Here is a 23,784-nt window from a genome sequence, read left to right as displayed (position 1 = left end):
AAAAACCTGCAATTTCATTATAGTTTCTTGTCATTTCGAAAGCGTAAGTTACGAATGACAAGCTGATTTAAAAAATAGTTTTTTAGGGCTTATTAAGTTGATAATTAGTATTTTAGGTGGTTTTTACAATTATAATATCATTAATATTTGTGGTAAATCTAGGCGATAATCTTTCTTGACGCATTTTCCAGGTGCGTTGTAAATCTTGATTTCCTAATTTAATTTTGTCTGCTTTAAATTTACGATTTAATTTATCAATAGCAGACATTAAAGGTTTGTGTTTAGGGTTTTCACTAGAAAATAAATCTAATTGAAAATTATCATTGGGTACTAACCCCGTAACAATAACACCTGCTCTTTTATATTTAACACCAGTTTTAAAAATAGTTTTTACAGCTTCTACTGCTGCGTTTGCAATGGTTAACGTAGAATCTGTTGGCGAAGAAAAAACAACCGTAATGTTTTCTCTATGTTGCTGCATTTCTTTTTTATGCCGATCACTAGAAAGTTGTACAATTAGCATGTGGCAACTAGATTTCTGATTCCTTAATTTCTCGGCACAACTTGCTGCAAAGGTAGAAATACGCTCTTTAATATTATCAATATCCGAATAGGTGTATTCGAAACTTCTAGTAGTTGCAATCATCTTTTTAGAAGAAACAGCGTCTTCTAAAGGAATTTTAGAAATGCCTTGTAAATCTTTCTGCAAACGCCATTCTACAATAGAAAATTCTTTTAAAACCCAATCACTAGATAGTTGTGTAAAATCATACGCAGTAATACAACCTTTATCTTGCAAGCGTTTTTTTAAACGACTTCCGATTCCCCAAACGTTGCCAATTTTTGTCCATTTTAAGGCTTTGATTCTTTTTTCTTCAGAATCTATAATACAAATTCCTTTCGATTGTTTGATGTTAGAACGCGCAATTTTATTGGCAACTTTAGTCAATGCTTTGGTTGGCGCAATTCCAACGCAAGTTGGTATACCTGTCCATTTTAAAATACGACTTCTCATTTTTGTAGCATATTCAGATAGATCATAATTTTCAAAACCTTTTAGTTCTAAAAAAGATTCATCAATAGAATAGATTTCTACATCTGGAGAGAAACCTGCCAAAATATTCATCACTCTCGCACTCATGTCTCCGTATAACGGGTAGTTAGATGATAAAACAGTAATATTATTTGCTTTACAAAATGCATCCCATTTAAAAATAGGCGCACCAAAAGGCAGTTGTAACTTCTTCGCTTCATCGCTCATAGAAATAACACAACCATCATTATTGCTTAAAATAGCAACGGGTTTTCCTTGTAAGTTGGGGTTAAAAACCCGCTCACAAGAAGCATAAAAATTATTACAATCTACGAGTGCAAACATGCTATAAAAGTATCAAAAAATAGCAGGCAAAATAGCGTTGTTAATATCTTTGTTTTATAAAAAATAAGAAAGAATTAATTTAACTTAAAGGCAATTTGTTAAAAGCATCTTTTAACTTAATAATAATGGTTTCCATTTCTTCTTTTTCTAGATGACCAAAACCAAAACGAATGGCACACGTATTTTTATCTTGATACAGAATGGTTTTTGGTATAAATAAATCTTGTTTTTCTGCTTCTTCTGCTAGTTTTACCAATGATATTTGATGTTGAAACTCTAACCAAATTGCCAAACCGCCAGAAGGGATTTCCCATTTTGCAATTTCAGAAAAATACTGAGTTAAGAGTGCGCACAAACAATCGCGTCTTTGTTTGTAGATAACAATGTTTTTTTTAATTAAGCGATAAATTTCACCCTCATTAATTAATTCGGATAACATTTGTTGCTGAATTAAATCGCCTTGTTCATCTAATAACTGGAGATAATTTTTTGCTTCAGAAATTAAATTTTCTGGTGCAATTACAAATCCTGTTTGAAAACTAGGGAATAAAGATTGACCTAATTTACCTAAATAAATCACCATTCCGTTGGCATCTGAACTTGCCATTGGTAACATGGCAGAACCTTCGAACTGAAAATCGTAATCGTAATCATCTTCTATAATAGCAAAACCGTATTCTTTGGCTAATTGTAATAATGCTAAACGACGTTCTGCACTTAATTTTACGGTTGTAGGATAATCTCTATGTGCACAAATATATATACATCGAATACTGTTTTTTATAAAATGTTTTCTGATGTAGTCTACATCTAATCCATTTTTATCTACCGGAATTGTTTTAATACTTGCGCCAACTTGCTGAAAAATCATATTTGCAGCATAATTACTTAAGTTGCCAACTAAAACAATGTCGTTTTGTTTGATTAATAGTTGAGAAACAATGTATAAACTCATTTCTGTACTACGTGTACTTATTAAGTTATTAGGGGTTATGTGAAAACCTCTAGTAGCGTTTAAGTGGTTACAAAGTTGGGTTTCGAATAAAGAATAGAGAGACTCATTAGACCTATTCCATTTTTTGATTAATGTTTTACGTTTCATTGCAGCGCTATACCATCTAGAAAATTCATGTACAGGATGCAAACGTAAATCTGGTTTTCCGTCGTTAATAGTGTATTGGGCTCTTGTTAACTGAATTGTAGAAGCTAAATGAAATGATTTCTGAAATGGAAACCCAGTGATTTTTGCAGCATTATAAGCTTGATTTATTTTTTGTGAAGTAGCTTTTATTTTAGCTGTTTTTAATGCAGGTTCTAAAACAAATGTACCTTTATTAGGGATGATTTCTACCCAGTCTTGTGATGCTAATTCTTCGTAAATTGCAACTGCCGTGTTTCTGTGTATTTTTAAAAGTTGACTTAAAACACGTGTTCCGGGTAAAATGGTGCCTTTAGATAAATAACCACGTTGTATGGCATTTATTATTTGTTGAGCAACTTGTATGTAGACAGGTTGAGGTATGGATTTATCAAAATTGATTAATTGCTTAAATAATATGTTAACCGGACTATCTGTCATTTTAATACTGGACTATTTTAATCGTCCGGAAAGTTACGAGTTTTGCATCATATTAAAATAACTAATTATGAAAATTAAAATTACAGGAATCATTACTTTGTTATTTGCTGCTTTTCAGGCGCAAGCGCAATCAGATCTTATAAAAAGAGATACGTTACAAGAAGTTGTTATTACTTCTACAAGAATAGATTTGCCTTTTAAAGAAAATTCTAGAACTATAAATGTTATTTCATCCGAAGTAATAAAAAATAGTGCTGCTACAAATGTTGCCGATTTATTACAACAAGTTGCCGGTGTAGATATTCGAAAAAGAGGAACTGGAGGTAGTCAAGCAGATTTATATATTAGAGGAGGAGGTTTCGATCAGACTTTATTATTGGTGGATGGTATTAAAATGGATGATTCTCAAACAGGACATCATACATTAAACGCTGCGCTACCGGTTGAGGTTATCGAGAGAATAGAAATTATTAAAGGTCCTGCAGCAAGAGTTTTTGGTCAGAATGCATTTACGGGTGCCATAAATATTGTGACTAAAAAGAAATTAGAAAATACGGCTTCTATAAATGTAGAGGCTGGTTCATATGGTCAATTAAATGGTTCTGTAACGGTTGGTAAAGAGTTTGAAAATTCATCTATAATTGCACATGTTGGTGCATTAACATCAGACGGATATAGAAATAATACAGATTATAATAATTACAATTATTTCTTAAAAGGTGTTTTTAATAAAAAGAAGCAACCGATAGAGGTTTTAGCTACTTTTTTCGATAAGAAATTCGGAGCAGAAAATTTTTATACTACAAATCCTGATTGGAATGAGTATGAAGAAACGCAGAGTAGTTTAATAAGTGCTTCTACGACCTTTAAGACAGAAAATTTTAAAATTACACCAAGGGTTTATTGGAAAAGAGGGCAAGATATATTTTTGTTAAAAAGATACGATCCTAGTTTTTTTAGAAATCTACACACAACTCATAAATTTGGAGTAGAAGCAAATGCTTCTTACACCTCTAATATAGGTGTTACGGGTTTTGGTGTAGATGTTTCTAAGGTTTCTATCAGTAGTAATAATTTAGGGGATAGAGATAGAACGATGGCGAATTTGTTTTTAGAGCATCGTTTTAAATTGTTAGATAACAAGTTAGATATTACTCCGGGAGTTGCAGTTACTTATTTTTCTGATTTTAAATTCCATGCTTTTCCAGGTTTGGATGTTGGTTATAGATTGGCAGACAATGTAAAGGCTTACGGAAATGTTGGCTATACATATAGAATACCTACTTATACAGATTTATTTTACAACTCACCAAGTACTAACGGAAATTCAGATTTGGAGCCAGAAGAAGCGTTTGCACAAGAAATTGGTTTAAAATATGATGCTGAAAAATTTAGCGCTTCTGTTGCTGTTTTTAATAGAGATGCAACTGATTTAATTGATTTTATTCGTCCGGATACTGCAACGTCTATTTTTACAGCAACTAATATAGCAGAAGTAAATACGCAAGGTTTTGAGGTAAATGCTGATTATCGTTTTAATATAAAAGAGTACAAACAAACCCTTTCTGTTGGTTATACTTTTTTAGAGGATGATATTTTAGATCAGAATAAAGATTTGTCTCGTTATTCTTTAAATACTTTAAAACACCATTTTACAACCCGATTTTCATCAAAATTATTTAAAAATGTAAGTCAGAATATTATTTACAAACATGCAGAACGTACTGTTGGTACAAGTTATAATGTTTGGGATGCTTCTGTAATTATAGATCTTAATAAAATTAGTTTTACAGTTACTGCAAATAATATTTTTGATACAGATTATATAGAATCTGGTTTTGTGCCAATGCCTGGTAGTAATGTTTTATTCGGATTGCGTTATGGTTTCTAAATAATAAAATTCCATATTTTTAAAAAAGCCTTGATATATTTTATCAAGGCTTTTTTTTACTATTGATTTTCTTAAGTTTTATGAAAATCAATATACTTTAGGTCTCATTAATATGATAACGAATTGTGTGTCGTTTTCTTCTTTTTGTATTTTTTTGATGTCTCAAACAGCCGTTTTAGTACTTCTGTAATTTAAATTTTTAAAAGTTTGTAACAAAACAAGCTCTTAGGCTACTAATAGTAAAAGCTAAAGACTATTAATCTCTTTTATTGCTTTATCTTTTTTAACAATTAAAGTTTAAAAGTCAACTCTAAAGAGTGTTCTTAAAAGTTGATGTTCATAAAATTGTTTTACGCTTTATATTGATGGAATAAATCGCTTTATACGGTCAAAAAATATTTATCTTTAATCTCTTTTAAAACAAGCTGCTATGATGGAATGGTTTCAAGAATTAACTACTTTCGAAAAGACCTATTGGGTAATTACCGGAATTTCTACATTTATGTTTTTGTTGGTTTTAATAACCACAATAATTGGTGCAGAAACAGATGATATTGGTGATGTAGATGCCGAAATAGATGCAGATACTGGAGCAGGATTTCAGTTTTTTACCTTAAAAAACTTAGTTGCTTTTTTTACCATTTTTGGATGGAGTGGAATTGCAAGTATGGATGCAGGAAACGCAACAGGAACTACCATTATTATTTCTATATTTTCTGGTTTGTTGATGATGTTTGTAATGGCAGCATTGTTTTATTACATCAGTAAATTGTCCTCTAGTGGAACTTTAAAAATGAAAAATGCTTTAAATTCTATAGGTGAAGTGTATTTAACGGTTGGTGCAAATAGATCTAAAACAGGTAAAATTCAGATTAAAATTCAAGGAGCTTTAAGAGAATTAGAAGCGTTAACAGATTATAATGAAGATTTAAAACAAGGAAAGATAATTAAAGTAATAGAAGTAACAAATAACGGAATATTAATAATAGAACCTCAAAATTAAAAAAAAGCTATGTTAAACTTTATGGTATTACAAGCCAGTCAATTTGCTGGATTAATCGGAATAGGAATTGCAATTCTCTTCGTTTTTATATTGCTAATCGCAATGGTAAAACGATATAAAAGATGTCCGTCAGACAGAATTTTGGTTGTTTATGGAAAAGTAGGTGGTGGAGAATCTGCTAAATGTATTCATGGTGGAGCCGCATTTATCTTTCCTGTAATTCAAGATTATCAATTTTTAGATTTAACACCAATTTCTATAGAAGTAAATTTGGTAAATGCACTTTCTAAACAAAATATTCGTGTTAATGTTCCTTCAAGATTTACAATTGGGGTTTCTACAGAACCAGGAATTATGCAAAATGCTGCAGAAAGGTTATTAGGTTTAGACCAAGATAGCATTCAGGATTTAGCACAAGAAATTATTTTTGGGCAATTACGTTTAGTAGTTGCATCGATGGATATTGAAGAAATTAACAATGACAGAGATAAATTTTTAACTAATATTTCTCAATCTGTAGAAACAGAATTAAAGAAAGTAGGTTTAAAATTAATCAACGTAAATATTACAGATATTGTTGATGAATCTGGTTATATAGAGGCTTTAGGTAAAGAAGCAGCTGCACATGCAATTAACGCAGCAAGAAAATCTGTAGCAGAGAAAAATAGAGATGGTTCTATTGGAGAAGCAAACGCAGTACAAGATGAAAGAACACAAGTTGCAGCAGCAAATGCACAAGCAGTAGCAGGTGAAAATACAGCAAAAATTAATGTTGCAAATTCAGACTCTTTAAGAAGACAAAGAGAGGCAGAGGCAGAACGTACAGCAATTGCATCAGAAAAAGTACAAACAGCAAATGCGTTAAAAGAATCTTATGCAGCAGAGCAAGAGGCAGAGGTTGCCAGAGCAGAAAGAGAACGTTCTTCTCAATTAGCAGATATTATTGTGCCTGCAGAAATTGATAAGCGTAAAGTAGAGATTGATGCAGAAGCAAGAGCAGAAAATATTAGAAGAATTGCAAAAGGAGAAGCAGATGCAATTTTATTTAAAGCACAAGCAGAAGCACAAGGTTTGTATGAGGTTTTAACAAAACAAGCACAAGGTTTAGATCAAATAGTAAAAGCGGCAGGAAACGATTCTCAAAATGCAGCTTTATTATTAATTGCTGATAAATTACCAGAGTTGGTTAAAATACAAGCAGAAGCAATTAAAAATATTAAGATTGATAAAGTTACTGTTTGGGAAAATGGTGGAGGAAAAGATGGTAAAACATCTACTTCTAACTTTATTTCTGGTATGTATAAAGCAGTGCCACCATTACAAGAAATGTTTAATATGGCTGGTATGGAGTTACCAAGTTATTTAAAAGGTAAAGATATCCCTACTGAGTTGTCTGCAGAGGTAATTGAGCCGAAAGATAAGTAGTCTCTTAAGGTATAAGTTTTAGAATAAGCCATCATTTAATTTTTAAATGATGGCTTATTTTTTTGATTCATAATTTGTTGTTAAAGGTTTCAAAGAAATGGGTATTTATACGTATAGATGCATTGCTTGCAATTAGTACATTGCGTGCTTAAAATAAATCCTCTAGCTTATGAAATCTTGTCCGAAATGTAAATCTGAATCTAGACACAGAATGATGAGAAAAGGAATTGTTAAAATAATTCCAGGAACAAGGGGTTATGCTTGTGATAATTGTAATACACAGTATGCGTGGTTTTCTTTTATCAACCGTACTTTTAAAGTGTAAAAAATAGATTGTCTAAATATACTAAACCTTGTCCCACTAATTTTGTTCTTTACTGAGATTCAATATGTCTGTAAATCTAAGTCTTCTATTTTGAACTTTTCTTTTTGAAAATATGAGTTTAATATATAAATGAGTTAATTCTGTATAGGTGTTTTTAGCTCTATCTTCCTAAATTTCAGGCGTAAACTAAACTAACTTAATTATGAAAGCTTGTCCGAAGTGTAAATCTACATCGAATCACAGAATGAGAAGAGGTGCATTTGTTAAATTAATACCAGGTACTAAGTCCTATGCTTGTGACAGGTGTAATACTATGTATACTTGGTTTTCATTTATCAATCGTTCGTTTAAATTATAAAAAGAAAGCCTCACAATTTTAAAATTGTGAGGCTTTCTTTATAGTTATATTTTGTTTAATTAAACAACCTAAAGATATCATTTCCGTTTGCGAAAAGTAGTAAGGCTATTAAAAGAATAAAGCCAGTTACTTGTGCGTATTCTAAAAATTTATCTCCTGGTTTTTTACCTGTAATCATTTCCCAAAGGGTAAATACTACATGACCTCCATCTAAAGCAGGTATTGGTAAAAGATTCATAAAACCTAACATAATAGATAAGAAGGCTGTAATGTTCCAGAAAGATTCTGCACTCCATTCAGAAGGGAAAATACTTCCTATAGAAATAAAACCACCTAAACCTTTATAAGCACCTGTGCTTGGGTTAAATATTTTCTTTAATTGTTTGATGTAGTCTGTAAGTGTTTTTACAGATTTGTTCCATCCTGCAGGAATTGCTTCTGCAAAAGTGTATTCGATATTCGCTAAATCGTAGTAGCCAAGTCTTTCTAAATCTTTAGAAGGTAATAACCCAAAACCAACGCCTAATTTACCTTCATTGGTAACTTTTACAGCGACATCTTTTGTTTCGTTTTCTCTTTTTATGGTAACTGAAATATCTTGATTTTTAAACTTATTTAATTCAACCTGAGCTTCATCAAAATATTTTATTGCATTTCCGTTAATGGCAACAACAATATCTTTCGATTTTAAATCAGCATTTTTATTTGGTGAATCTTCAGAAATACTAGTAATTGCAAAAGGATATCTTGGTAGTAAAATTACACCAGCATCTTTACCTCTGTCTACTAATTGAGAGATAAAATCTTCCGGAATTACTTTATCAATAATTTCCCCCTTTCTTTCAATCTGAAAATTATTACCGTTTACAAAACCTAAAGTTAGTTCGTTAAACTTTTTAATTTTTTCTCCATCAATCGTTAAAACTTTATCTCCAGTTTCTAAACCTAAGTTCATTGCTAAAGAATCTTGTACCCAAACACCATCTTTTACATTTTCGTTTGGTAAAAAGTTTTCTCCATATGCATACATTAACATAATGTAGATAAAAATACCTAAAACGAAATTTACAAAAACTCCACCCAACATTATAATTAGACGTTGCCATGCAGGTTTAGAACGGAATTCCCAAGGTTGTGCAGGTAAAGCCATTTGTTCAGTATCCATGCTTTCATCGATCATACCAGATATTTTTACATATCCACCTAGAGGAATCCAGCCAATACCATATACTGTATCACCAATTTTTTTCTTAAAAATAGAGAATTTATAATCAAAGAATAAGTAGAATTTTTCTACTTTGGTTTTAAACAATTTTGCAGGGATAAAGTGCCCTAACTCGTGCAATACAATCAATAAAGATAAACTTAAAATAAATTGCGATGCTTTTATTAATATTTCCATTCAGCGTTAAATCATAATTAAAATAGTCGCAAATGTACGTTTTTAAAGATAGTTGCAAAAGAACAAATTGAGGTACCTTTTTAATTTAACAAAGATTTTGGAAACTATTCCCTTTTGATTGTTTTTCTAAGGTTATTTTAAGTCGTAAATTTGTGTTTACAAAATTATCTTATGGAGTTTAAAATCTTTAAAAAGTCTATTCCACTACTTATCTTTTTTTTGGTGTTTTCTGCAATTTCACTTACGGTTTATTATCATTTATTAAAAGTGGATAATCACCTTAAAATTTACAATCCTATTGATGTAAACCCGAGATTGGTAGATGATAGTATGACGCATATTCAAAACAACCATACCATTGCAGATTTTAAATTGATCAATCAAAACGGAGAAACAATTACAAATAGTAATTATAAAGATAAAATTTACGTAGCAGATTTCTTTTTTACTCGTTGCCAAACAATTTGTATTGCCATGGCTTATAATATGGGAGAGCTTCAAGAGTTTTATAAAAATGATGATGATATTATGTTTTTATCTCATTCTGTTACACCAGTTATGGATAGTGTTTCTGTTTTAAAAGAATATGCCGATAGAAAAGGTGTTATTGACGGTAAATGGAATGTAACTACAGGTGCTAAAAAACATATTTATGAGTTGGCAAGAAAAAGTTATTTTGCAGTTTTAGATGAAGGTCTTGGTGATGAAAATGATTTTATACATACAGAACAATTTATTTTAGTAGATAAAGAGAGACGTATTCGTGGTTATTACGATGGCACAGAGAAAGAAGATATGGAAAAACTTAAAAGTGATATTGTTTTGTTAAAAGAAGAATATGCCTCTGAATAACTTGTTTAGAATCATTCTAAATGATTATATTTGCCTTCCAAATAAAATTCATTGAGCACAATAGCTACATTACGTAAGGGAGAGATTGGGTATATTTCTGAAGAGTCTTTAGATTATATTCCTTTAAAATTGTTAGAAATGGGCTGTTTGCCAGGAGCTGAGGTTCAGTTGGTTCAAATAGCGCCTTTAAAAGACCCTTTATATATTTGCGTAAACGGGAGTCATTTGGCAATAAGAATAGAAACAGCTTCTAAAATTCGAATCCTTAAAGTACATTTATAATGTCTAAAAATGATATAAAGGTTGCTTTAATAGGGAACCCTAATACTGGTAAAACATCTCTATTTAACCAACTTACAGGTTTAAATCAGAAAGTTGGAAACTATCCAGGAATTACGGTAGATAAGAAAAATGGTGTTAGTAAATTATCTGCAACTCAGAATGCAATTATTACAGATTTACCAGGTACATATAGTATTAATCCTACTTCTTTAGATGAGAGTATTGTTTTAAAAACCTTGTTAAAAAAGGATATTAAAGAATCTCCAGATGTTATTTTGGTTGTTGCAGACGTAGAAAACTTAAAAAGAAACTTACTACTATTTTCTCAAATTAAAGATTTAGAAATTCCAACAGTTTTGGCAATCAATATGGTTGACCAAATGAATAGAAAAGGAATTACGATTGATTTATCCTTATTAAAAAAAGAGTTAAATACAGAAGTAGTTTTAATAAGTGCAAGAAAAAATGAAGGAATAGAAGATGTGAAAGCTGCAATTATTCGTTGTCATGTTGCTGCAAAAGCCTCTCCTTTATGTGGGATTAACCATCAAATTGATCCAGATTATTTTGATAAGTTAAAAGAAATTAGCCCTAATTACTCTTTGTATGAATTATGGCTAATGGTAACTCAGAATAATTATCCAGATACCATATCATCAGAAGAAAAAATAAAGTTACTTAGCTTTAAAGAAGATGTTTCTAAGCTAAAGAAATATCAACATAAAGAAACTATTTATCGTTATCAAGAAATTAATAAAATACTTAAAAAGACCTATATCGTTGATAAAACGAAGGCAAAAGATTTACGTGGTAAGTTAGATAGAGTTTTTACGCATAAGTTTTTTGGGTACTTTTTCTTTGTATTTTTATTGTTGATTATTTTTCAATCTGTATTTGACTGGGCTTCTGTGCCTATGGATTTTATAGACACTACATTTGCTGAAATTGCTGATTTTGCAAAAAGTAACCTGCCTAATGGAGTGCTTACAGATTTATTAACCGAAGGGATAATTCCGGGTATTGGAGGTGTTATAATATTTATACCTCAAATAGCCATTCTGTTTTTATTTATTTCAGTTTTAGAAGAAACGGGGTATATGAGTCGTGTGGTATTTTTAATGGATAAAATTATGCGACGATTTGGTATGAATGGTAAAAGTGTAATTCCATTAATTTCTGGAACCGCCTGTGCAATTCCTGCAATTATGGCTACTAGAACAATTGCCAGTTGGAAAGAACGATTAATTACTATTTTAGTAGTGCCTTTTACTACCTGTTCTGCGCGTTTGCCGGTGTATGCAATTTTAATTTCTTTAATTATTCCTGATACTAAAATCTTTGGATTCTTAAATTTACAAGGTTTGGTTTTATTGTTGTTATACGGTTTGGGGTTTGCAACCGCAGTTATAGCAGCCTATATTTTACATAAAACATTAAAAATAAAGTCGAAGTCGTTTTTTGTGGTGGAAATGCCAAATTACAAATTACCTTCTGTTAAAAATGTGTTTTATGAAGTAATTGAAAAAACAAAGTCGTTTGTTTTAGAGGCAGGGAAAATCATTTTAGCACTGTCTATTGTTTTATGGTTTTTAGCATCAAACGGACCAACTTCTTTTGAGAATGCTGAGAAAAATACTGTTGAAAATGTTGCGAATCAGCGTTTAACAGATCAAGAGTTACAGCAAAAAATTGCATCAGCAAGATTAGAGAATTCTTATATTGGTATTTTAGGAAAAACGATAGAGCCAGCAATTAGACCTTTAGGATATGATTGGAAAATTGGAATTGCCTTAATAACATCTTTTGCCGCAAGGGAAGTGTTTGTGGGTACGTTGGCAACCATTTATAGTGTTGAGGCAGATGATGAAAATACGTCTACTATTAAAGAAAAAATGAGGTCAGAAATAAATCCTGATACTGGGGGAAAACGATTTAATTTCCCTGTAGGGATGTCTTTAATGGTTTTTTATGCATTTGCAATGCAGTGCATGGCTACTTTAGCTATTGTGAAGCGAGAAACAAAAACATGGAAATGGCCATTAATCCAATTATTCGGAATGGGATTATTAGCTTATGTTGCTTCATTTATAACTTATCAAATTTTAACATAATGCAAGAAATTATAGCATACATATTAGTTGTTCTAGCAGTGTTTTTCTTAGTGAGAAAATATATTTTTCCTTCTAAAAAAAATAAGGGTTGTAGTTCTGGTTGTGGGTGTTAATTAATTTTTTCACTAATCTATAAATCCTTTTTTAACCGTTTAAGGTAATTTAACGGTAAGCAAACTTGTTGTAAAACTAATAAAATAAAGTACTCTTGACTTTATTGATTACGTAATTGAATTATAAGATGTTTAACACAAAATTAGTAAATTAAGGCTGTAAGATTTTTTATTTTTGATGACTGATATTTAAACCATATCATAAATTATAAAAAATGAAAAAAACAATTCTATCATTTGCGCTCTTTGCAATCGCAATTATTTCATCAACCGATACATTCGCTCAAAAATTTCCAAGATTAGATGTCAGTCCACTGGATGCAGCTACCTACCCATCGGACTGGAGAAATTCAGATAAATTAGTGAAGGTGATTTACGGAAGACCTCAATTAAAAGGAAGAGCGTTGTCTTCTTTGGCAGATGTGTCTGAAAAAGGTGTTTGGAGAACTGGTGCCAATGAAGCTTCAGAAATTACTTTTTTTAAGGATGTTTTGTTTGCAGGTGAACAAGTAAAAGCTGGTACTTATACCTTATTTACGATTCCTGGCGATAAAGAATGGACAGTAATACTTAGTGCTGTTAGAAATGTTTGGGGGCATTATACGTATGATAAAAAAGATGATGTTCTAAGAGTTGCTGGTAAGGTTTCTGAATCAGAAAAGATCATTGAAGCTTTTTCGATTGTTTTTAATGAAGAAAAAGAAGATGTCATTACTATGTATTTAGGTTGGGGCAATACGGTGGTTTCAGTTTCTTTACAAGAGGATTTGGATTCAGAAGATTAGTTTTTACGTTATGTTCTTAAGTGTTTTAGATTTATAGAGTCTTCTTAGATATATTATATCAAAAAAAAAGCTTCATTTTATGTTCTCTCTTTAGAAAACATAAAATGAAGCTTTTTTGATTACTTATATTGTAATCTTTAGCTTTTTAGAGTAAAATATCTATTTACCCATTGGGATTACAATAATTCCAGAAAATTTTTCTTGAAACTTTATTAAATCTTTATCAGCCTCTAATTTTGTTTTGTAATTACCTACTTGTACTTTCCATTCAGGTGCATAATAAACTAGTTTAGAGAAGTTTCCAGGAAATTCTACTTTAAAACGAGCAATAAATGCCCTTGCTTTTTGCTCATTTCCATTATAAAGTTGAATTCTGTAACCAAACCCAAAAGTGCTATTGAAACTTCTTTTTTTAGAAATGATATCCTTTATTTCTGGAGATTCATTTGTCTTGTTTTGTGAGAAAGAATTGTAACTTGTTGTTAGTAAAACAATCAAAAACGAGAGTACTGTTAATTTACTTTTCATACCTAATTTAATTTGATACAAAAATAACGACTAGTTTAGGAATAAATTAGATTTAACTCTTATTTAGAATTATTATAAATTATGTTTTACGTTCTTTTAGCTTTTCAAACCTTAGGAAGAAGTATTACTTTTGTCAAACGGAAAAAAATGACTTTTGTCATTTTATATTAGATATTTTTAATCAAAGTTTAAATATGAAAAGTGTAGAACTGCACAATAGACTAACCACATTACTTCTTAAAAGTATTACTTTTCTCCTAATTTTTGCATTCAGTATATCTGCTTATTCACAAGAGGTAGATGAGGCTCGTCAGAAAGAAGGGAAAAAATTATTTAAATCGTTATGTGCTTCTTGTCACAAGTTAGATAAGAAATTAATTGGACCAGCTTTAGGTGGTGTCGAGGAAAAAAGAGAGAACGATTGGTTACATGCTTGGATTAAAAACAACGCAGAATTAAGAGCTTCCGGAGATTCAGATGCAAATGCAATTTTTGAAGAATACAACGGAGCGGCAATGTCTGCATTTCCTCAGTTAACAGATCAAAATGTAGATGATATTTTGTATTATACTACTGTAGGTGAACTTAAGAAAGCGGGAGTTGTAGCGACAGGTGATGTTGCTGCAAATGTTTCTTCTGAAGGAGCACCTGGTTGGTTAATATATGTTTTGTCTGGTGCTATTATTGTTGCTTTTTTAATGATTGCTAGTTTGTTAAAGCAAGTAAGTGAGTTAAAAGGTGATACTGCTCCAGGAGAAACTTCAAATCTTAAAAGAGATTTACATGAGCTTTGGGCGGGAGTGAAGCAGAATACGTTTTTGAAAGTATTAGCTACTATATTCTTAGTGTTGATTGGTATTTATTTCTTATTCGGAACCTTGTTTAAGGTGGGGGTAGATGAAGGTTACCAACCAATTCAGCCAATAGCGTTTTCGCATAAAATACACGCAGGAGATAATAAGATAGATTGTCAATATTGTCACTCTTCGGCAAAACATAGCAAAACATCAGGTATTCCATCTGTTAATGTTTGTATGAATTGTCACTTAAATATTTCTGAAGTAGCAGATGATACTGTTGTGGAGTTAGGAGATGGAGTTGTTCTTGGAAAAGAAGAATTAGATCTTGAAATTGCAAAAATTTATACTGCAGCTGGTTGGGATCCAGAAAACTTAGAATATACAGGTGAAACAGCTCCAATTAAATGGGTGAGAGTTCATAATTTACCAGATTTTGTTTACTATAATCACTCACAACACGTAACTGTTGCTGGTGTTGATTGTCAGAAATGTCATGGACCTGTAGAGGAGATGGATGAGTTGTATCAACATGCTCCATTAACAATGGGTTGGTGTATAGATTGTCATAATGGTACGAAAGTGGATTTAAAAGGTAATGATTATTACAAGAAAATCCATGAAGATTTGGCAAAGAAATACAATGTAGATCAAGTTACCATTTCACAATTAGGTGGTAAAGAGTGTGGTAAATGTCACTACTAATAAAAAAGAATTAAAAATTAAAAGATCAAAAGACTGAATGTTTTTAGTTTTAAATCTTTCAATCATTAAATAAAAAGTATAAATGGCTTCAGACAAAAAATACTGGCAAAGTGTTGAGGAACTTAAAGGTAGTTCTATTGTTGAAACGTTAAGTAAAAACGAATTTGTGGAAGAACTTCCAACAGATGAGTTTTTAGGTGATAAAGAAACTCTAGAAAATTCTTCTACTTCACGTAGAGACTTTTTAAAATATGTTGGTTTTACTACAGCTGCAGCTTCATTAGCAGCTTGTCAGGGACCAGTTAGAAAGGCTATTCCTTATGTTGTAAAACCAGACGATATCATTGCTGGTATTGCAGATTGGTATGCAACTTCTATGGCAGATGGTTACGATTTTGCAAATGTGTTGGTTAAAACACGTGAAGGTCGTCCTATTCAAATTATGCCAAATAAAGAAGCAAACGGAACAACAAGTGCGAGAGTGCAAGCTTCTGTTTTATCTTTATATGATGAAAAATTACGTTTAAAAGAACCTCAAGATAAAGAGTCTTATTTAACTTGGGCAGATGCTGATGCAAAAATCGGTGCAAAATTAAACGAATTAAAAGAAGCTAATAAACCTGTTGTATTATTAACAGGTACTATGGCAAGTCCATCAACTGATAAAGTTATTGAAGGATTTATTGCAGCAAACCCAAATGTAAAGCATGTTGTTTATGATGCGGTTTCAGAATCTGGAGCAGCCGATGCTTTTATGGCAATGTACGGTAAACGTGTATTACCAAATTATCATTTAGAGAATGCAAAAACAATTGTTTCTTTTGGTGCAGATTTTCTTGGAGATTTTCACGGTGGTTTAGAGAAGAAATATATTGCTGGTAGACAACCGGGAAAAGGGTTTATGTCTTACCATGTACAGGTAGAAAGTAATATGTCTTTAACAGGTGCTAATGCTGATAAAAGAGTGGTTGTAAAACCATCTGATCAGGTATTTGCTTTGTTAAATTTATACAACGCTATTACAGGAGCTAATGTTTCTTCTAAAGCAACTTCTGTAGATGCAACGATTAAAACATTAGCAGCAGACTTAAAGAAAGCTGGTTCTAAAGCAGTTGTTTTAACTGGGTTGAACGATAAAAATGCACAATTAATTTCATTAGCAATTAATAAAGCATTAAACAGTGAAATTATTGATACAAAAAATACGCTAAATATCCGTAAAGGAAATGATGCTGAAGTTGCTCAATTAGTTTCAGATATGAAAGCTGGTAAGGTATCAGGATTAATTACTTACAATGTAGATCCTGTATATACATTATCAAATTCATCAGATTTTTCTGAGGGATTAAGTAAATTAGAAATTTCAGTAGCATTGTCTACAGAACATAATAGCACAGTAGCTTTAATGGATTTTGCGTTACCAACACCACACTTTTTAGAGTCTTGGGGTGATGCGCAATTCGATTCTGTAACATATGGTTTAATGCAACCAACTATTCAGCCATTATTTAATACACGTCAAGTTCAAGATACGTTGTTAAAATGGTCTGGAGATACAACAAAATATTACGATTATTTAAAAACTTATGCAGCTACCAACGTTTTAGCTGGTGCTTCATGGAACAAAGCTTTACATAATGGTTTTTTCAAAATGACTCCATCTTTAGATGAGGAAGCTTTTGAATCTACTGTTGTTATTTCTGATGTTGCTTCTAAATTAGCAAGCTCAGCAAAACAAGCTTCTGGTTTTGAATTAAACTTATATACTAAAACAGGTTTAGGAGACGGTAAACAAGCAAACAACCCTTGGTTACAAGAATTCCCAGACCCTATTACAAGAGCTTCTTGGGATAATTACTTAATGATGTCTATGGCAGACGCCAGAGAGTTAGGTTTTTCAAACCCTGTAAAAGATAACGGTGCTATTAATGGTGATTATGCCAAAGTATCTGTTAATGGTGTTGATGTTGTGGTTCCGGTAATGGTTCAACCAGGTCAGGCTATTGGTTCTGTAGGTTTAGCATTAGGTTACGGTAAAACTTTTGGATTAAAAGAAGAAATGAAAGTTGGTGTTAATGGTTATCCATTATACATGAACGGAAACAATATTCAGTACGGAGTTACTATAGAAAAAGTATCTGGAACTCATAAGTTTGCTTGTACACAAGTACAAAAAACAATTGCGGGTCGTCATGATATTTTAAAAGTAGCTTCTTTAAAAGAAGTAGTAAGTAGTGTAGATCCAAAACATTCTTGGAACAAACCTGCTTTTGTATCTTATGATCATCAAGAAGTTGAAGCAAAATCTATAGATTTATGGGAGGAGCACAACAGAGAAGTTGGTCATCACTTTAACTTATCAATAGATTTATCATCTTGTACAGGTTGTGGTGCTTGTGTTATTGCATGTCATGCAGAAAACAATGTACCAGTTGTAGGTAAAAATGAAGTTAGAGTAGGTAGAGATATGCACTGGTTGCGTATCGATAGATATTATTCTTCTGAAGTTGCAACACGTGAAGAAGCTAAAGCTATGGGCTTAAGCGGTGGAGACTTGTATAAAGCTATAGAAACTGAAGCCGAAAACCCAGAGGTTACTTTTCAACCAATGATGTGTCAGCACTGTAATCATGCTCCTTGTGAGACTGTTTGTCCGGTTGCAGCAACATCTCATGGTCGTCAAGGTCAAAACCAAATGGCATATAACAGATGTGTTGGTACAAGATATTGTGCAAACAACTGTCCTTATAGAGTTCGTCGTTTTAACTGGTTCCAGTATTCGAATAATAAAGAGTTTGACTTCAACATGAATAATGACTACGGTAAAATGGTATTAAACCCAGATGTTGTAGTACGTTCTAGAGGAGTTATGGAAAAATGTTCTATGTGTATTCAAATGACACAAGCTACAATTCTAAAAGCTAAAAAAGAAGGAAGAGCTGTTAACACAGACGAATTCTCAACAGCTTGTTCATCTGCTTGTACAACCGGAGCTATGGTTTTTGGTGATGTTAACAACGAGAAAGACGAAGTAGCAGCATTAGCAGAAGATAAAAGAGCTTATCACGTATTAGATTACTTACAAACGAAACCGAATGTAGTATATCAAGTGAAAGTTAGAAATACAAACGAAGCGTAAGAAATTTTAAATTTAAAATTCAAAGTTAAACGGCTTTGAAAGTTTAAAAACTATAATTAAACTAAGTAATAAAAATATGTCTCATTACGAAGCACCCATAAGGGAACCTTTAGTATTAGGTGATAAAAGTTATCACGATATTACAGAAGACATTGCAAAACCTATTGAAGGTGTTGCAAATAAAAATTGGTACATAGCATTTTATATTTCTTTGGCAGCAACGCTTTGGGGATTTGGATGTATTTTTTATACCATAGGTACTGGTATTGGAGTTTGGGGATTGAACAAGAACATTGGATGGGCTTGGGATATTACAAACTTTGTATGGTGGGTTGGTATCGGTCACGCAGGAACTTTAATTTCTGCAGTACTTTTATTGTTCCGTCAAAAATGGAGAATGGCAATTAACCGTTCTGCAGAAGCAATGACAATTTTTGCCGTTTTTCAGGCAGGATTGTTTCCACTTATCCACATGGGTAGACCATGGAATGGATATTGGGTATTGCCAATGCCAAATCAATTTGGTTCGTTATGGGTAAACTTTAACTCACCATTATTATGGGATGTTTTTGCGATATCAACATATTTATCTGTATCATTAGTTTTCTGGTGGACAGGTTTATTACCAGATTTTGCAATGATTAGAGATAGAGCAGTAAAGCCTTTTCAAAAGAAAATATATGCTTTATTATCTTTCGGTTGGTCTGGTAGAGCTAAAGATTGGCAACGTTTTGAAGAAGTATCTTTGGTACTTGCAGGTTTAGCTACTCCATTAGTACTTTCTGTACACACAATTGTATCTATGGATTTTGCTACCTCTATTAATCCAGGTTGGCACTCAACAATTTTTCCTCCTTATTTCGTAGCAGGAGCAATCTTTTCTGGATTTGCAATGGTACAAACGTTATTAGGAATCATGAGAAAGGTAACTAACTTAGAAGACTATATTACACGTATGCATATCGAGTATATGAATATTGTAATTATCTTAACAGGTGGTATTGTAGCTGTAGCTTATGCAACAGAATTCTTTATTGCTTGGTATACAGGTTCACCTTATGAAAACTATACATACTTATCTGTAGGTGCTGCAACAGGACCTTATGCTTGGGCATTCTGGTCATTAATTATATTTAATATAATTACTCCGCAGTTATTATGGATTAAGAAATTTAGAAGAAGTTTTATAATCACTTTTATCATATCTATTGCTATTAATATTGGTATGTGGTTTGAACGTTTCGATATTATTGCAATTGTATTAAGTAAAGGACATTTACCATCTACATGGTGGCGTTTTGAACCTACATTTGTAGATGTTGGAATCTTTGTAGGTACTATTGGATTTTTCTTTGTATTATTCTTATTATATGCAAGAACTTTTCCAGTAATTGCACAAGCAGAAGTAAAAACAATTTTAAAATCTTCTGGAGAGTTTTACAAGAAAAGAAGAGAACAAGGTATACCAACTAAGCCAGCTATTAACGTAGCAAACGTAGCAGGTACAACTGATAAATCTAATAAAGAATAATTATGGAATCATCAAAAGTTATTCACGCATTTTATAATGATGACGAAGTTCTAATGGACGCAGTGAAAGCTGTAAAAGCAGAACATCTTCATATAGAGGAAGTATTTTGTCCTTTTCCAGTACACGGATTAGACAAAGCAATGGGATTAGCTCCTACAAGATTGGCAATTACTGCATTTTTCTACGGAATTACAGGATTATCATTTGCCATTTGGATGACTAATTACATGATGATTCAAGATTGGCCACAAGATATTGGTGGTAAACCAAACTTTTCTTGGTGGGCTAATATGCCAGCATTTGTGCCAATTATGTTTGAATTAACTGTGTTTTTTGCAGCCCATTTAATGGTAATTACTTTTTATATGAGAAGTAGATTATGGCCATTTAAAGATGCAGAGAATCCAGATCCAAGAACTACAGATGATCATTTTTTAATGGAAATACCTGTAGACAATAATGAAGCTAAAATTATTGCTTTATTAACAAATACAGGAGCTGTAGAAATTAATGTAGTAGACAAGCACTAATATATAGAAAATGAAGAATTTTAAATTAATTATCGCTTTATTTACTCTTACAAGTATCATTTCTTGTAACGATAAAACTAAACCGCAATTACAATTCATGCCAGATATGTATGTATCTGTTCCTTATGATGTAAATGGAGCTAATGGTCTTAACGGAGAACCTGTAAATAGTAAACCTGTTGCAGGAACAATTCCAAGAGGTGGGCATCCTGCTTATGATATTCCTAATACCAACGAAGGTTATGAATTGTCTAAAACTGTTGTGACTAATCCTTTAGAAACAACTGAAGAAAGTTTAGCAAACGGAAAAGCAATGTACGATATATATTGTGCTTCTTGCCATGGTAAAAAAGGAGATGGAAATGGAGTTTTATCTCAAAGAGATAAGTTTTCTGGTATTCCTAATTATAAAGATAGAGATATCAACACAGGGAGTATTTATCATGTAATTATGCACGGTAAAAACTTAATGGGATCACACGCATCTCAAACAACGTATACAGAGCGTTGGCAAATAGTACAGTACGTAGAAAAATTACGTTCAGAATTATAATTTCAATTAGAAAGAATACGAAAAAGATATGTATCAATTCTCAGGTAAATTAAAAACATTCTCATTAGCACTTATACTTGTTGGTTTAGTGGGAATTGGTTATGGTTTTTATTCAGCTCCAAAAACAGTTGAAGAAGCTAAAGAAGTAATTGCACAACAAGCTTCACATGGTGATAGTCATGCTACTTCTCATGAAGAGGTTAGTGTAGATGGGCATAAAGAAGAATCACATGGTGAGAACCATGCTTCAGTAGATGCAGATCATAGTGATGCACATGCAGAACACGTTTTACATCAATTAAAAAATAAACCTTGGTCTGCAATATATGTAGCCTTATTTTTCTTTTTAGGTACTACGTTATTGGTTTTAGCTTTTTATGCTATCCAAAGAGTAGCTCAAGCCGGTTGGTCTATCCTACTGTTTAGAGTAATGGAAGCAATTACAGCTAATTTAGTACCAACTTCTATTGTAATGGTTATAATAGTAGCTTCTGCAGTTATGCATTGGAACCACATGTTCCCTTGGATGGCAGAAGGCGTTTTTGACCCTACAAGTCCTAATTACGATCCTATTGTTGATGGTAAATCTTGGTGGATTAATGTACCAGGTTGGGCTATTAGAAGTATCGCGTATTTAGCTATTTGGAATGCTTATAGATGGTTTATTCGTAAAAACTCTATCAAAGAAGATACTGCTAATGATGGTGGTAAAACATATAAATTAAGTTATAATGCTTCTGTAGGTTTTATTTTCTTATTTATGATTACTGAAACAATGATGTCTTGGGATTGGATTATGGGCTTAGACCCACACTGGTTCTCTACATTATTTGGATGGTATGTATTATCTAGTTTACTAGTAAGTGCCTTAACTGTTATTGCACTTGTAACAATTTACTTACGATCTAAAGGTGCTTTACCGGGTGTAAATGATAGTCATATTCATGATTTAGCTAAATATATGTTTGGTTTTTCTATATTCTGGACTTATTTATGGTTTTCTCAATTTATGTTAATCTGGTATGCAGATATTCCTGAAGAAACTACTTATTTTGCGATGAGATTTAATGAGTACAACTTTCCGTTCTTAGCAATGGTAGTGATGAACTTTGTTTTTCCTGTATTGTTATTATTAAACAGTGACTTTAAGAGTGTTCCTTGGTTTATCGTTATTGGAGGTGTCGCTATCCTTTTCGGTCATTATATTGATATTTTTGTAATGGTTATGCCAGGTACAGTTGGAGCACAATGGGCTTTCGGTATTCCTGAAATTAGTGCAATATTATTCTTCTTAGGAGTCTTTATATATGCTACTTTTAGTTCATTTGCAAAAGCAGGATCAGTACCTATTGGTAATCCTTTCTTAGAAGAAAGTAAACATTATCACTATTATAATATTGAACACAGAGGAGAAGGTTCAGGAGATCATCATTAATAAATAATTTGAATTAAAATAATTAAGACGAGATAAATATGCTAGCTCTATTTTATATTTTTATAGCTGTTGCAATCGGTGTAAGTTTTTGGCAAATAACCAGAATTTTAAACTTAAGAAGCGTAATCGCTACTGATAAAGACAACGCAACCCAAGGAAGAAATGCCATTTATTTTATGGTATTTTTATACGCAATGATGATTTACTGTTTAATCTTCATGAATGTTATTTTGTTACCAGAATCTGCTTCTATTGAAGGAGAGCATGATGATAACCTTTTTGATATTACATTTTGGTTAATTGGTATCGTTCAGTTTTTAATGCAATTTTTAATTTTCTACTTTACTTTTAAATATAAAGGTGAGAAAGGTAAAAAAGCAAAATTTTATTCTGATAGTCATAAATTAGAAGCTATTTGGACGATTACTCCAGCAGTTGTTTTAGTTGTTTTAATTGGATACGGATTATGGCAATGGAATAATATTATGGATTTATCAGACTTAGAAGATCCTGTAGTTATAGAAGTATATGCTCAACAATTTAGATGGGATGCTCGTTATGCAGGAGATGATAATACGTTAGGTTTGGGTAATGTAAACTATATTAAAGGTATGAACACTATTGGTGTTGATATGACTGATAAGAATGCTCAAGATGATAAGCAAGTAACTGAATTGTATTTACCTAAAGGTAGAAAAGTACATTTCAAGTTCCGTTCTCAAGACGTGCTACACTCAGCTTATATGCCTCACTTTAGAGCGCAAATGAACTGTGTGCCAGGTATGGTAACAGAATTTGGTTTTACTCCAAAATATACAACTGCGGAAATGAGACAGCAATCTGAAGTAATTGAAAAAACTGCAGGTATTAATGAAATTAGAAAAGCTAAAGGAGAAGATCCTTATGAGTTTGACTATTTATTGTTATGTAATAAAATTTGTGGTGCATCTCACTATAACATGCAAATGAAAATTACAGTTGTAGAGCAGGAAGAGTACGACAAATGGATTGCAGAGCAACCAACATTAGCATCAGTATTAAATAATAATAATTAAAAAGACA

The 23,784-nt window shown here is 31.9% G+C and carries 19 protein-coding genes; 15 read left to right on the top strand and 4 right to left on the bottom strand.

Annotated features, from left to right (window positions below; all coding sequences use genetic code 11):
* Nucleotides 1-112: 112 nt before the first annotated feature.
* The gene (locus WG945_RS09380; protein WP_068447322.1) at nucleotides 113-1,378 is read right to left on the bottom strand and encodes a Y-family DNA polymerase; all 1,266 of its coding nucleotides are present in this window, start codon (nucleotides 1,376-1,378) and stop codon (nucleotides 113-115) included.
* Between the two features lie 79 nt (nucleotides 1,379-1,457).
* Nucleotides 1,458-2,957 (bottom strand): PLP-dependent aminotransferase family protein, encoded by a 1,500-nt coding sequence (locus WG945_RS09375; protein WP_068447320.1) that lies wholly within the window; start codon nucleotides 2,955-2,957, stop codon nucleotides 1,458-1,460.
* Between the two features lie 67 nt (nucleotides 2,958-3,024).
* On the opposite strand from WG945_RS09375, the gene WG945_RS09370 reads away from it, so the two are divergent.
* The 4 genes from WG945_RS09370 (at nucleotide 3,025) to WG945_RS09355 (ending at nucleotide 7,601) form a co-directional block, all read left to right on the top strand.
* Nucleotides 3,025-4,848 (top strand): TonB-dependent receptor plug domain-containing protein, encoded by a 1,824-nt coding sequence (locus WG945_RS09370; protein WP_082864134.1) that lies wholly within the window; start codon nucleotides 3,025-3,027, stop codon nucleotides 4,846-4,848.
* Nucleotides 4,849-5,278: 430 nt separating this feature from the next.
* Nucleotides 5,279-5,851, top strand: a complete 573-nt coding sequence (locus WG945_RS09365; protein WP_068447317.1) for a hypothetical protein — start codon at nucleotides 5,279-5,281, stop codon at nucleotides 5,849-5,851.
* Nucleotides 5,852-5,872: 21 nt separating this feature from the next.
* Nucleotides 5,873-7,276, top strand: coding sequence for a flotillin family protein (locus WG945_RS09360; protein ID WP_068447461.1), 1,404 nt, complete (start codon nucleotides 5,873-5,875; stop codon nucleotides 7,274-7,276).
* Between the two features lie 169 nt (nucleotides 7,277-7,445).
* Nucleotides 7,446-7,601 (top strand): hypothetical protein, encoded by a 156-nt coding sequence (locus WG945_RS09355; protein WP_157603506.1) that lies wholly within the window; start codon nucleotides 7,446-7,448, stop codon nucleotides 7,599-7,601.
* Between the two features lie 413 nt (nucleotides 7,602-8,014).
* Here the strand turns inward: WG945_RS09355 and rseP are convergent, their stop codons facing one another.
* Nucleotides 8,015-9,361 carry an RIP metalloprotease RseP gene (rseP, locus tag WG945_RS09350; RefSeq protein ID WP_068447315.1) on the bottom strand — a complete coding sequence of 449 codons (1,347 nt, stop codon included), beginning with the start codon at nucleotides 9,359-9,361 and terminating at the stop codon, nucleotides 8,015-8,017.
* Between the two features lie 171 nt (nucleotides 9,362-9,532).
* On the opposite strand from rseP, the gene WG945_RS09345 reads away from it, so the two are divergent.
* From WG945_RS09345 to WG945_RS09325, 4 genes are all read left to right on the top strand, one after another.
* On the top strand, nucleotides 9,533-10,213 hold the full coding sequence (locus WG945_RS09345) for an SCO family protein (RefSeq protein ID WP_068447313.1): 681 nt from the start codon (nucleotides 9,533-9,535) through the stop codon (nucleotides 10,211-10,213).
* Between the two features lie 51 nt (nucleotides 10,214-10,264).
* Nucleotides 10,265-10,495, top strand: coding sequence for a FeoA family protein (locus tag WG945_RS09340; RefSeq protein WP_068447311.1), 231 nt, complete (start codon nucleotides 10,265-10,267; stop codon nucleotides 10,493-10,495).
* Nucleotides 10,495-12,606 carry a ferrous iron transport protein B gene (feoB, locus tag WG945_RS09335; RefSeq protein ID WP_068447309.1) on the top strand — a complete coding sequence of 704 codons (2,112 nt, stop codon included), beginning with the start codon at nucleotides 10,495-10,497 and terminating at the stop codon, nucleotides 12,604-12,606. The genes WG945_RS09340 and feoB overlap by 1 nt, the downstream gene beginning before the upstream one ends.
* A 328-nt stretch (nucleotides 12,607-12,934) precedes the next feature.
* Nucleotides 12,935-13,504 (top strand): DUF2911 domain-containing protein, encoded by a 570-nt coding sequence (locus tag WG945_RS09325; RefSeq protein WP_068447307.1) that lies wholly within the window; start codon nucleotides 12,935-12,937, stop codon nucleotides 13,502-13,504.
* Nucleotides 13,505-13,663: 159 nt separating this feature from the next.
* On the opposite strand, the gene WG945_RS09320 is transcribed toward WG945_RS09325, so the two are convergent.
* Complete coding sequence (locus tag WG945_RS09320) at nucleotides 13,664-14,032, bottom strand: SPOR domain-containing protein (protein ID WP_068447305.1); 369 nt, start codon at nucleotides 14,030-14,032, stop codon at nucleotides 13,664-13,666.
* 194 nt (nucleotides 14,033-14,226) lie between these two features.
* On the opposite strand from WG945_RS09320, the gene WG945_RS09315 reads away from it, so the two are divergent.
* From WG945_RS09315 to WG945_RS09285, 7 genes are all read left to right on the top strand, one after another.
* Nucleotides 14,227-15,534 carry a cytochrome c3 family protein gene (locus WG945_RS09315; protein WP_068447303.1) on the top strand — a complete coding sequence of 436 codons (1,308 nt, stop codon included), beginning with the start codon at nucleotides 14,227-14,229 and terminating at the stop codon, nucleotides 15,532-15,534.
* A gap of 82 nt (nucleotides 15,535-15,616) precedes the next feature.
* Entirely contained in the window at nucleotides 15,617-18,673 is a 3,057-nt protein-coding gene (locus WG945_RS09310) for a TAT-variant-translocated molybdopterin oxidoreductase (RefSeq protein ID WP_068447300.1), read from the top strand.
* Nucleotides 18,674-18,749: 76 nt separating this feature from the next.
* The gene (nrfD, locus tag WG945_RS09305) at nucleotides 18,750-20,204 is read left to right on the top strand and encodes an NrfD/PsrC family molybdoenzyme membrane anchor subunit (RefSeq protein WP_068447297.1); all 1,455 of its coding nucleotides are present in this window, start codon (nucleotides 18,750-18,752) and stop codon (nucleotides 20,202-20,204) included.
* Nucleotides 20,205-20,206: 2 nt separating this feature from the next.
* Nucleotides 20,207-20,734: a DUF3341 domain-containing protein gene (locus WG945_RS09300; RefSeq protein WP_068447295.1), complete on the top strand. Its 528-nt coding sequence runs from the start codon at nucleotides 20,207-20,209 to the stop codon at nucleotides 20,732-20,734.
* Nucleotides 20,735-20,744: 10 nt separating this feature from the next.
* Nucleotides 20,745-21,287: a c-type cytochrome gene (locus tag WG945_RS09295; protein WP_197482025.1), complete on the top strand. Its 543-nt coding sequence runs from the start codon at nucleotides 20,745-20,747 to the stop codon at nucleotides 21,285-21,287.
* A gap of 28 nt (nucleotides 21,288-21,315) precedes the next feature.
* Nucleotides 21,316-22,722, top strand: a complete 1,407-nt coding sequence (locus WG945_RS09290) for a quinol:cytochrome C oxidoreductase (RefSeq protein WP_068447291.1) — start codon at nucleotides 21,316-21,318, stop codon at nucleotides 22,720-22,722.
* A gap of 38 nt (nucleotides 22,723-22,760) precedes the next feature.
* Nucleotides 22,761-23,777 carry a cytochrome c oxidase subunit II gene (locus tag WG945_RS09285; protein WP_068447288.1) on the top strand — a complete coding sequence of 339 codons (1,017 nt, stop codon included), beginning with the start codon at nucleotides 22,761-22,763 and terminating at the stop codon, nucleotides 23,775-23,777.
* Nucleotides 23,778-23,784: the final 7 nt, after the last annotated feature.

The sequence above is a fragment of the Polaribacter atrinae genome, assembly GCF_038023995.1.
Classification (GTDB): domain Bacteria; phylum Bacteroidota; class Bacteroidia; order Flavobacteriales; family Flavobacteriaceae; genus Polaribacter; species Polaribacter atrinae.
Note: the sequence above shows the minus strand (reverse complement) of the source record. Positions and strands in the feature narration are given on the sequence as shown.

Coding starts and splice junctions, on each gene's coding strand:
- WG945_RS09320 (WP_068447305.1), bottom strand. CDS start 14,032: ATGAAAAGTAAATTAACAGTACTCTCGTTTTTGATTGTTTTACTAACA.
- nrfD (WP_068447297.1), top strand. CDS start 18,750: ATGTCTCATTACGAAGCACCCATAAGGGAACCTTTAGTATTAGGTGAT.
- WG945_RS09300 (WP_068447295.1), top strand. CDS start 20,207: ATGGAATCATCAAAAGTTATTCACGCATTTTATAATGATGACGAAGTT.
- WG945_RS09365 (WP_068447317.1), top strand. CDS start 5,279: ATGATGGAATGGTTTCAAGAATTAACTACTTTCGAAAAGACCTATTGG.
- WG945_RS09375 (WP_068447320.1), bottom strand. CDS start 2,957: ATGACAGATAGTCCGGTTAACATATTATTTAAGCAATTAATCAATTTT.
- WG945_RS09345 (WP_068447313.1), top strand. CDS start 9,533: ATGGAGTTTAAAATCTTTAAAAAGTCTATTCCACTACTTATCTTTTTT.
- WG945_RS09325 (WP_068447307.1), top strand. CDS start 12,935: ATGAAAAAAACAATTCTATCATTTGCGCTCTTTGCAATCGCAATTATT.
- WG945_RS09295 (WP_197482025.1), top strand. CDS start 20,745: ATGAAGAATTTTAAATTAATTATCGCTTTATTTACTCTTACAAGTATC.
- WG945_RS09370 (WP_082864134.1), top strand. CDS start 3,025: ATGAAAATTAAAATTACAGGAATCATTACTTTGTTATTTGCTGCTTTT.
- WG945_RS09355 (WP_157603506.1), top strand. CDS start 7,446: ATGAAATCTTGTCCGAAATGTAAATCTGAATCTAGACACAGAATGATG.
- WG945_RS09360 (WP_068447461.1), top strand. CDS start 5,873: ATGGTATTACAAGCCAGTCAATTTGCTGGATTAATCGGAATAGGAATT.
- WG945_RS09315 (WP_068447303.1), top strand. CDS start 14,227: ATGAAAAGTGTAGAACTGCACAATAGACTAACCACATTACTTCTTAAA.
- WG945_RS09290 (WP_068447291.1), top strand. CDS start 21,316: ATGTATCAATTCTCAGGTAAATTAAAAACATTCTCATTAGCACTTATA.
- WG945_RS09285 (WP_068447288.1), top strand. CDS start 22,761: ATGCTAGCTCTATTTTATATTTTTATAGCTGTTGCAATCGGTGTAAGT.
- WG945_RS09380 (WP_068447322.1), bottom strand. CDS start 1,378: ATGTTTGCACTCGTAGATTGTAATAATTTTTATGCTTCTTGTGAGCGG.
- WG945_RS09310 (WP_068447300.1), top strand. CDS start 15,617: ATGGCTTCAGACAAAAAATACTGGCAAAGTGTTGAGGAACTTAAAGGT.
- feoB (WP_068447309.1), top strand. CDS start 10,495: ATGTCTAAAAATGATATAAAGGTTGCTTTAATAGGGAACCCTAATACT.
- rseP (WP_068447315.1), bottom strand. CDS start 9,361: ATGGAAATATTAATAAAAGCATCGCAATTTATTTTAAGTTTATCTTTA.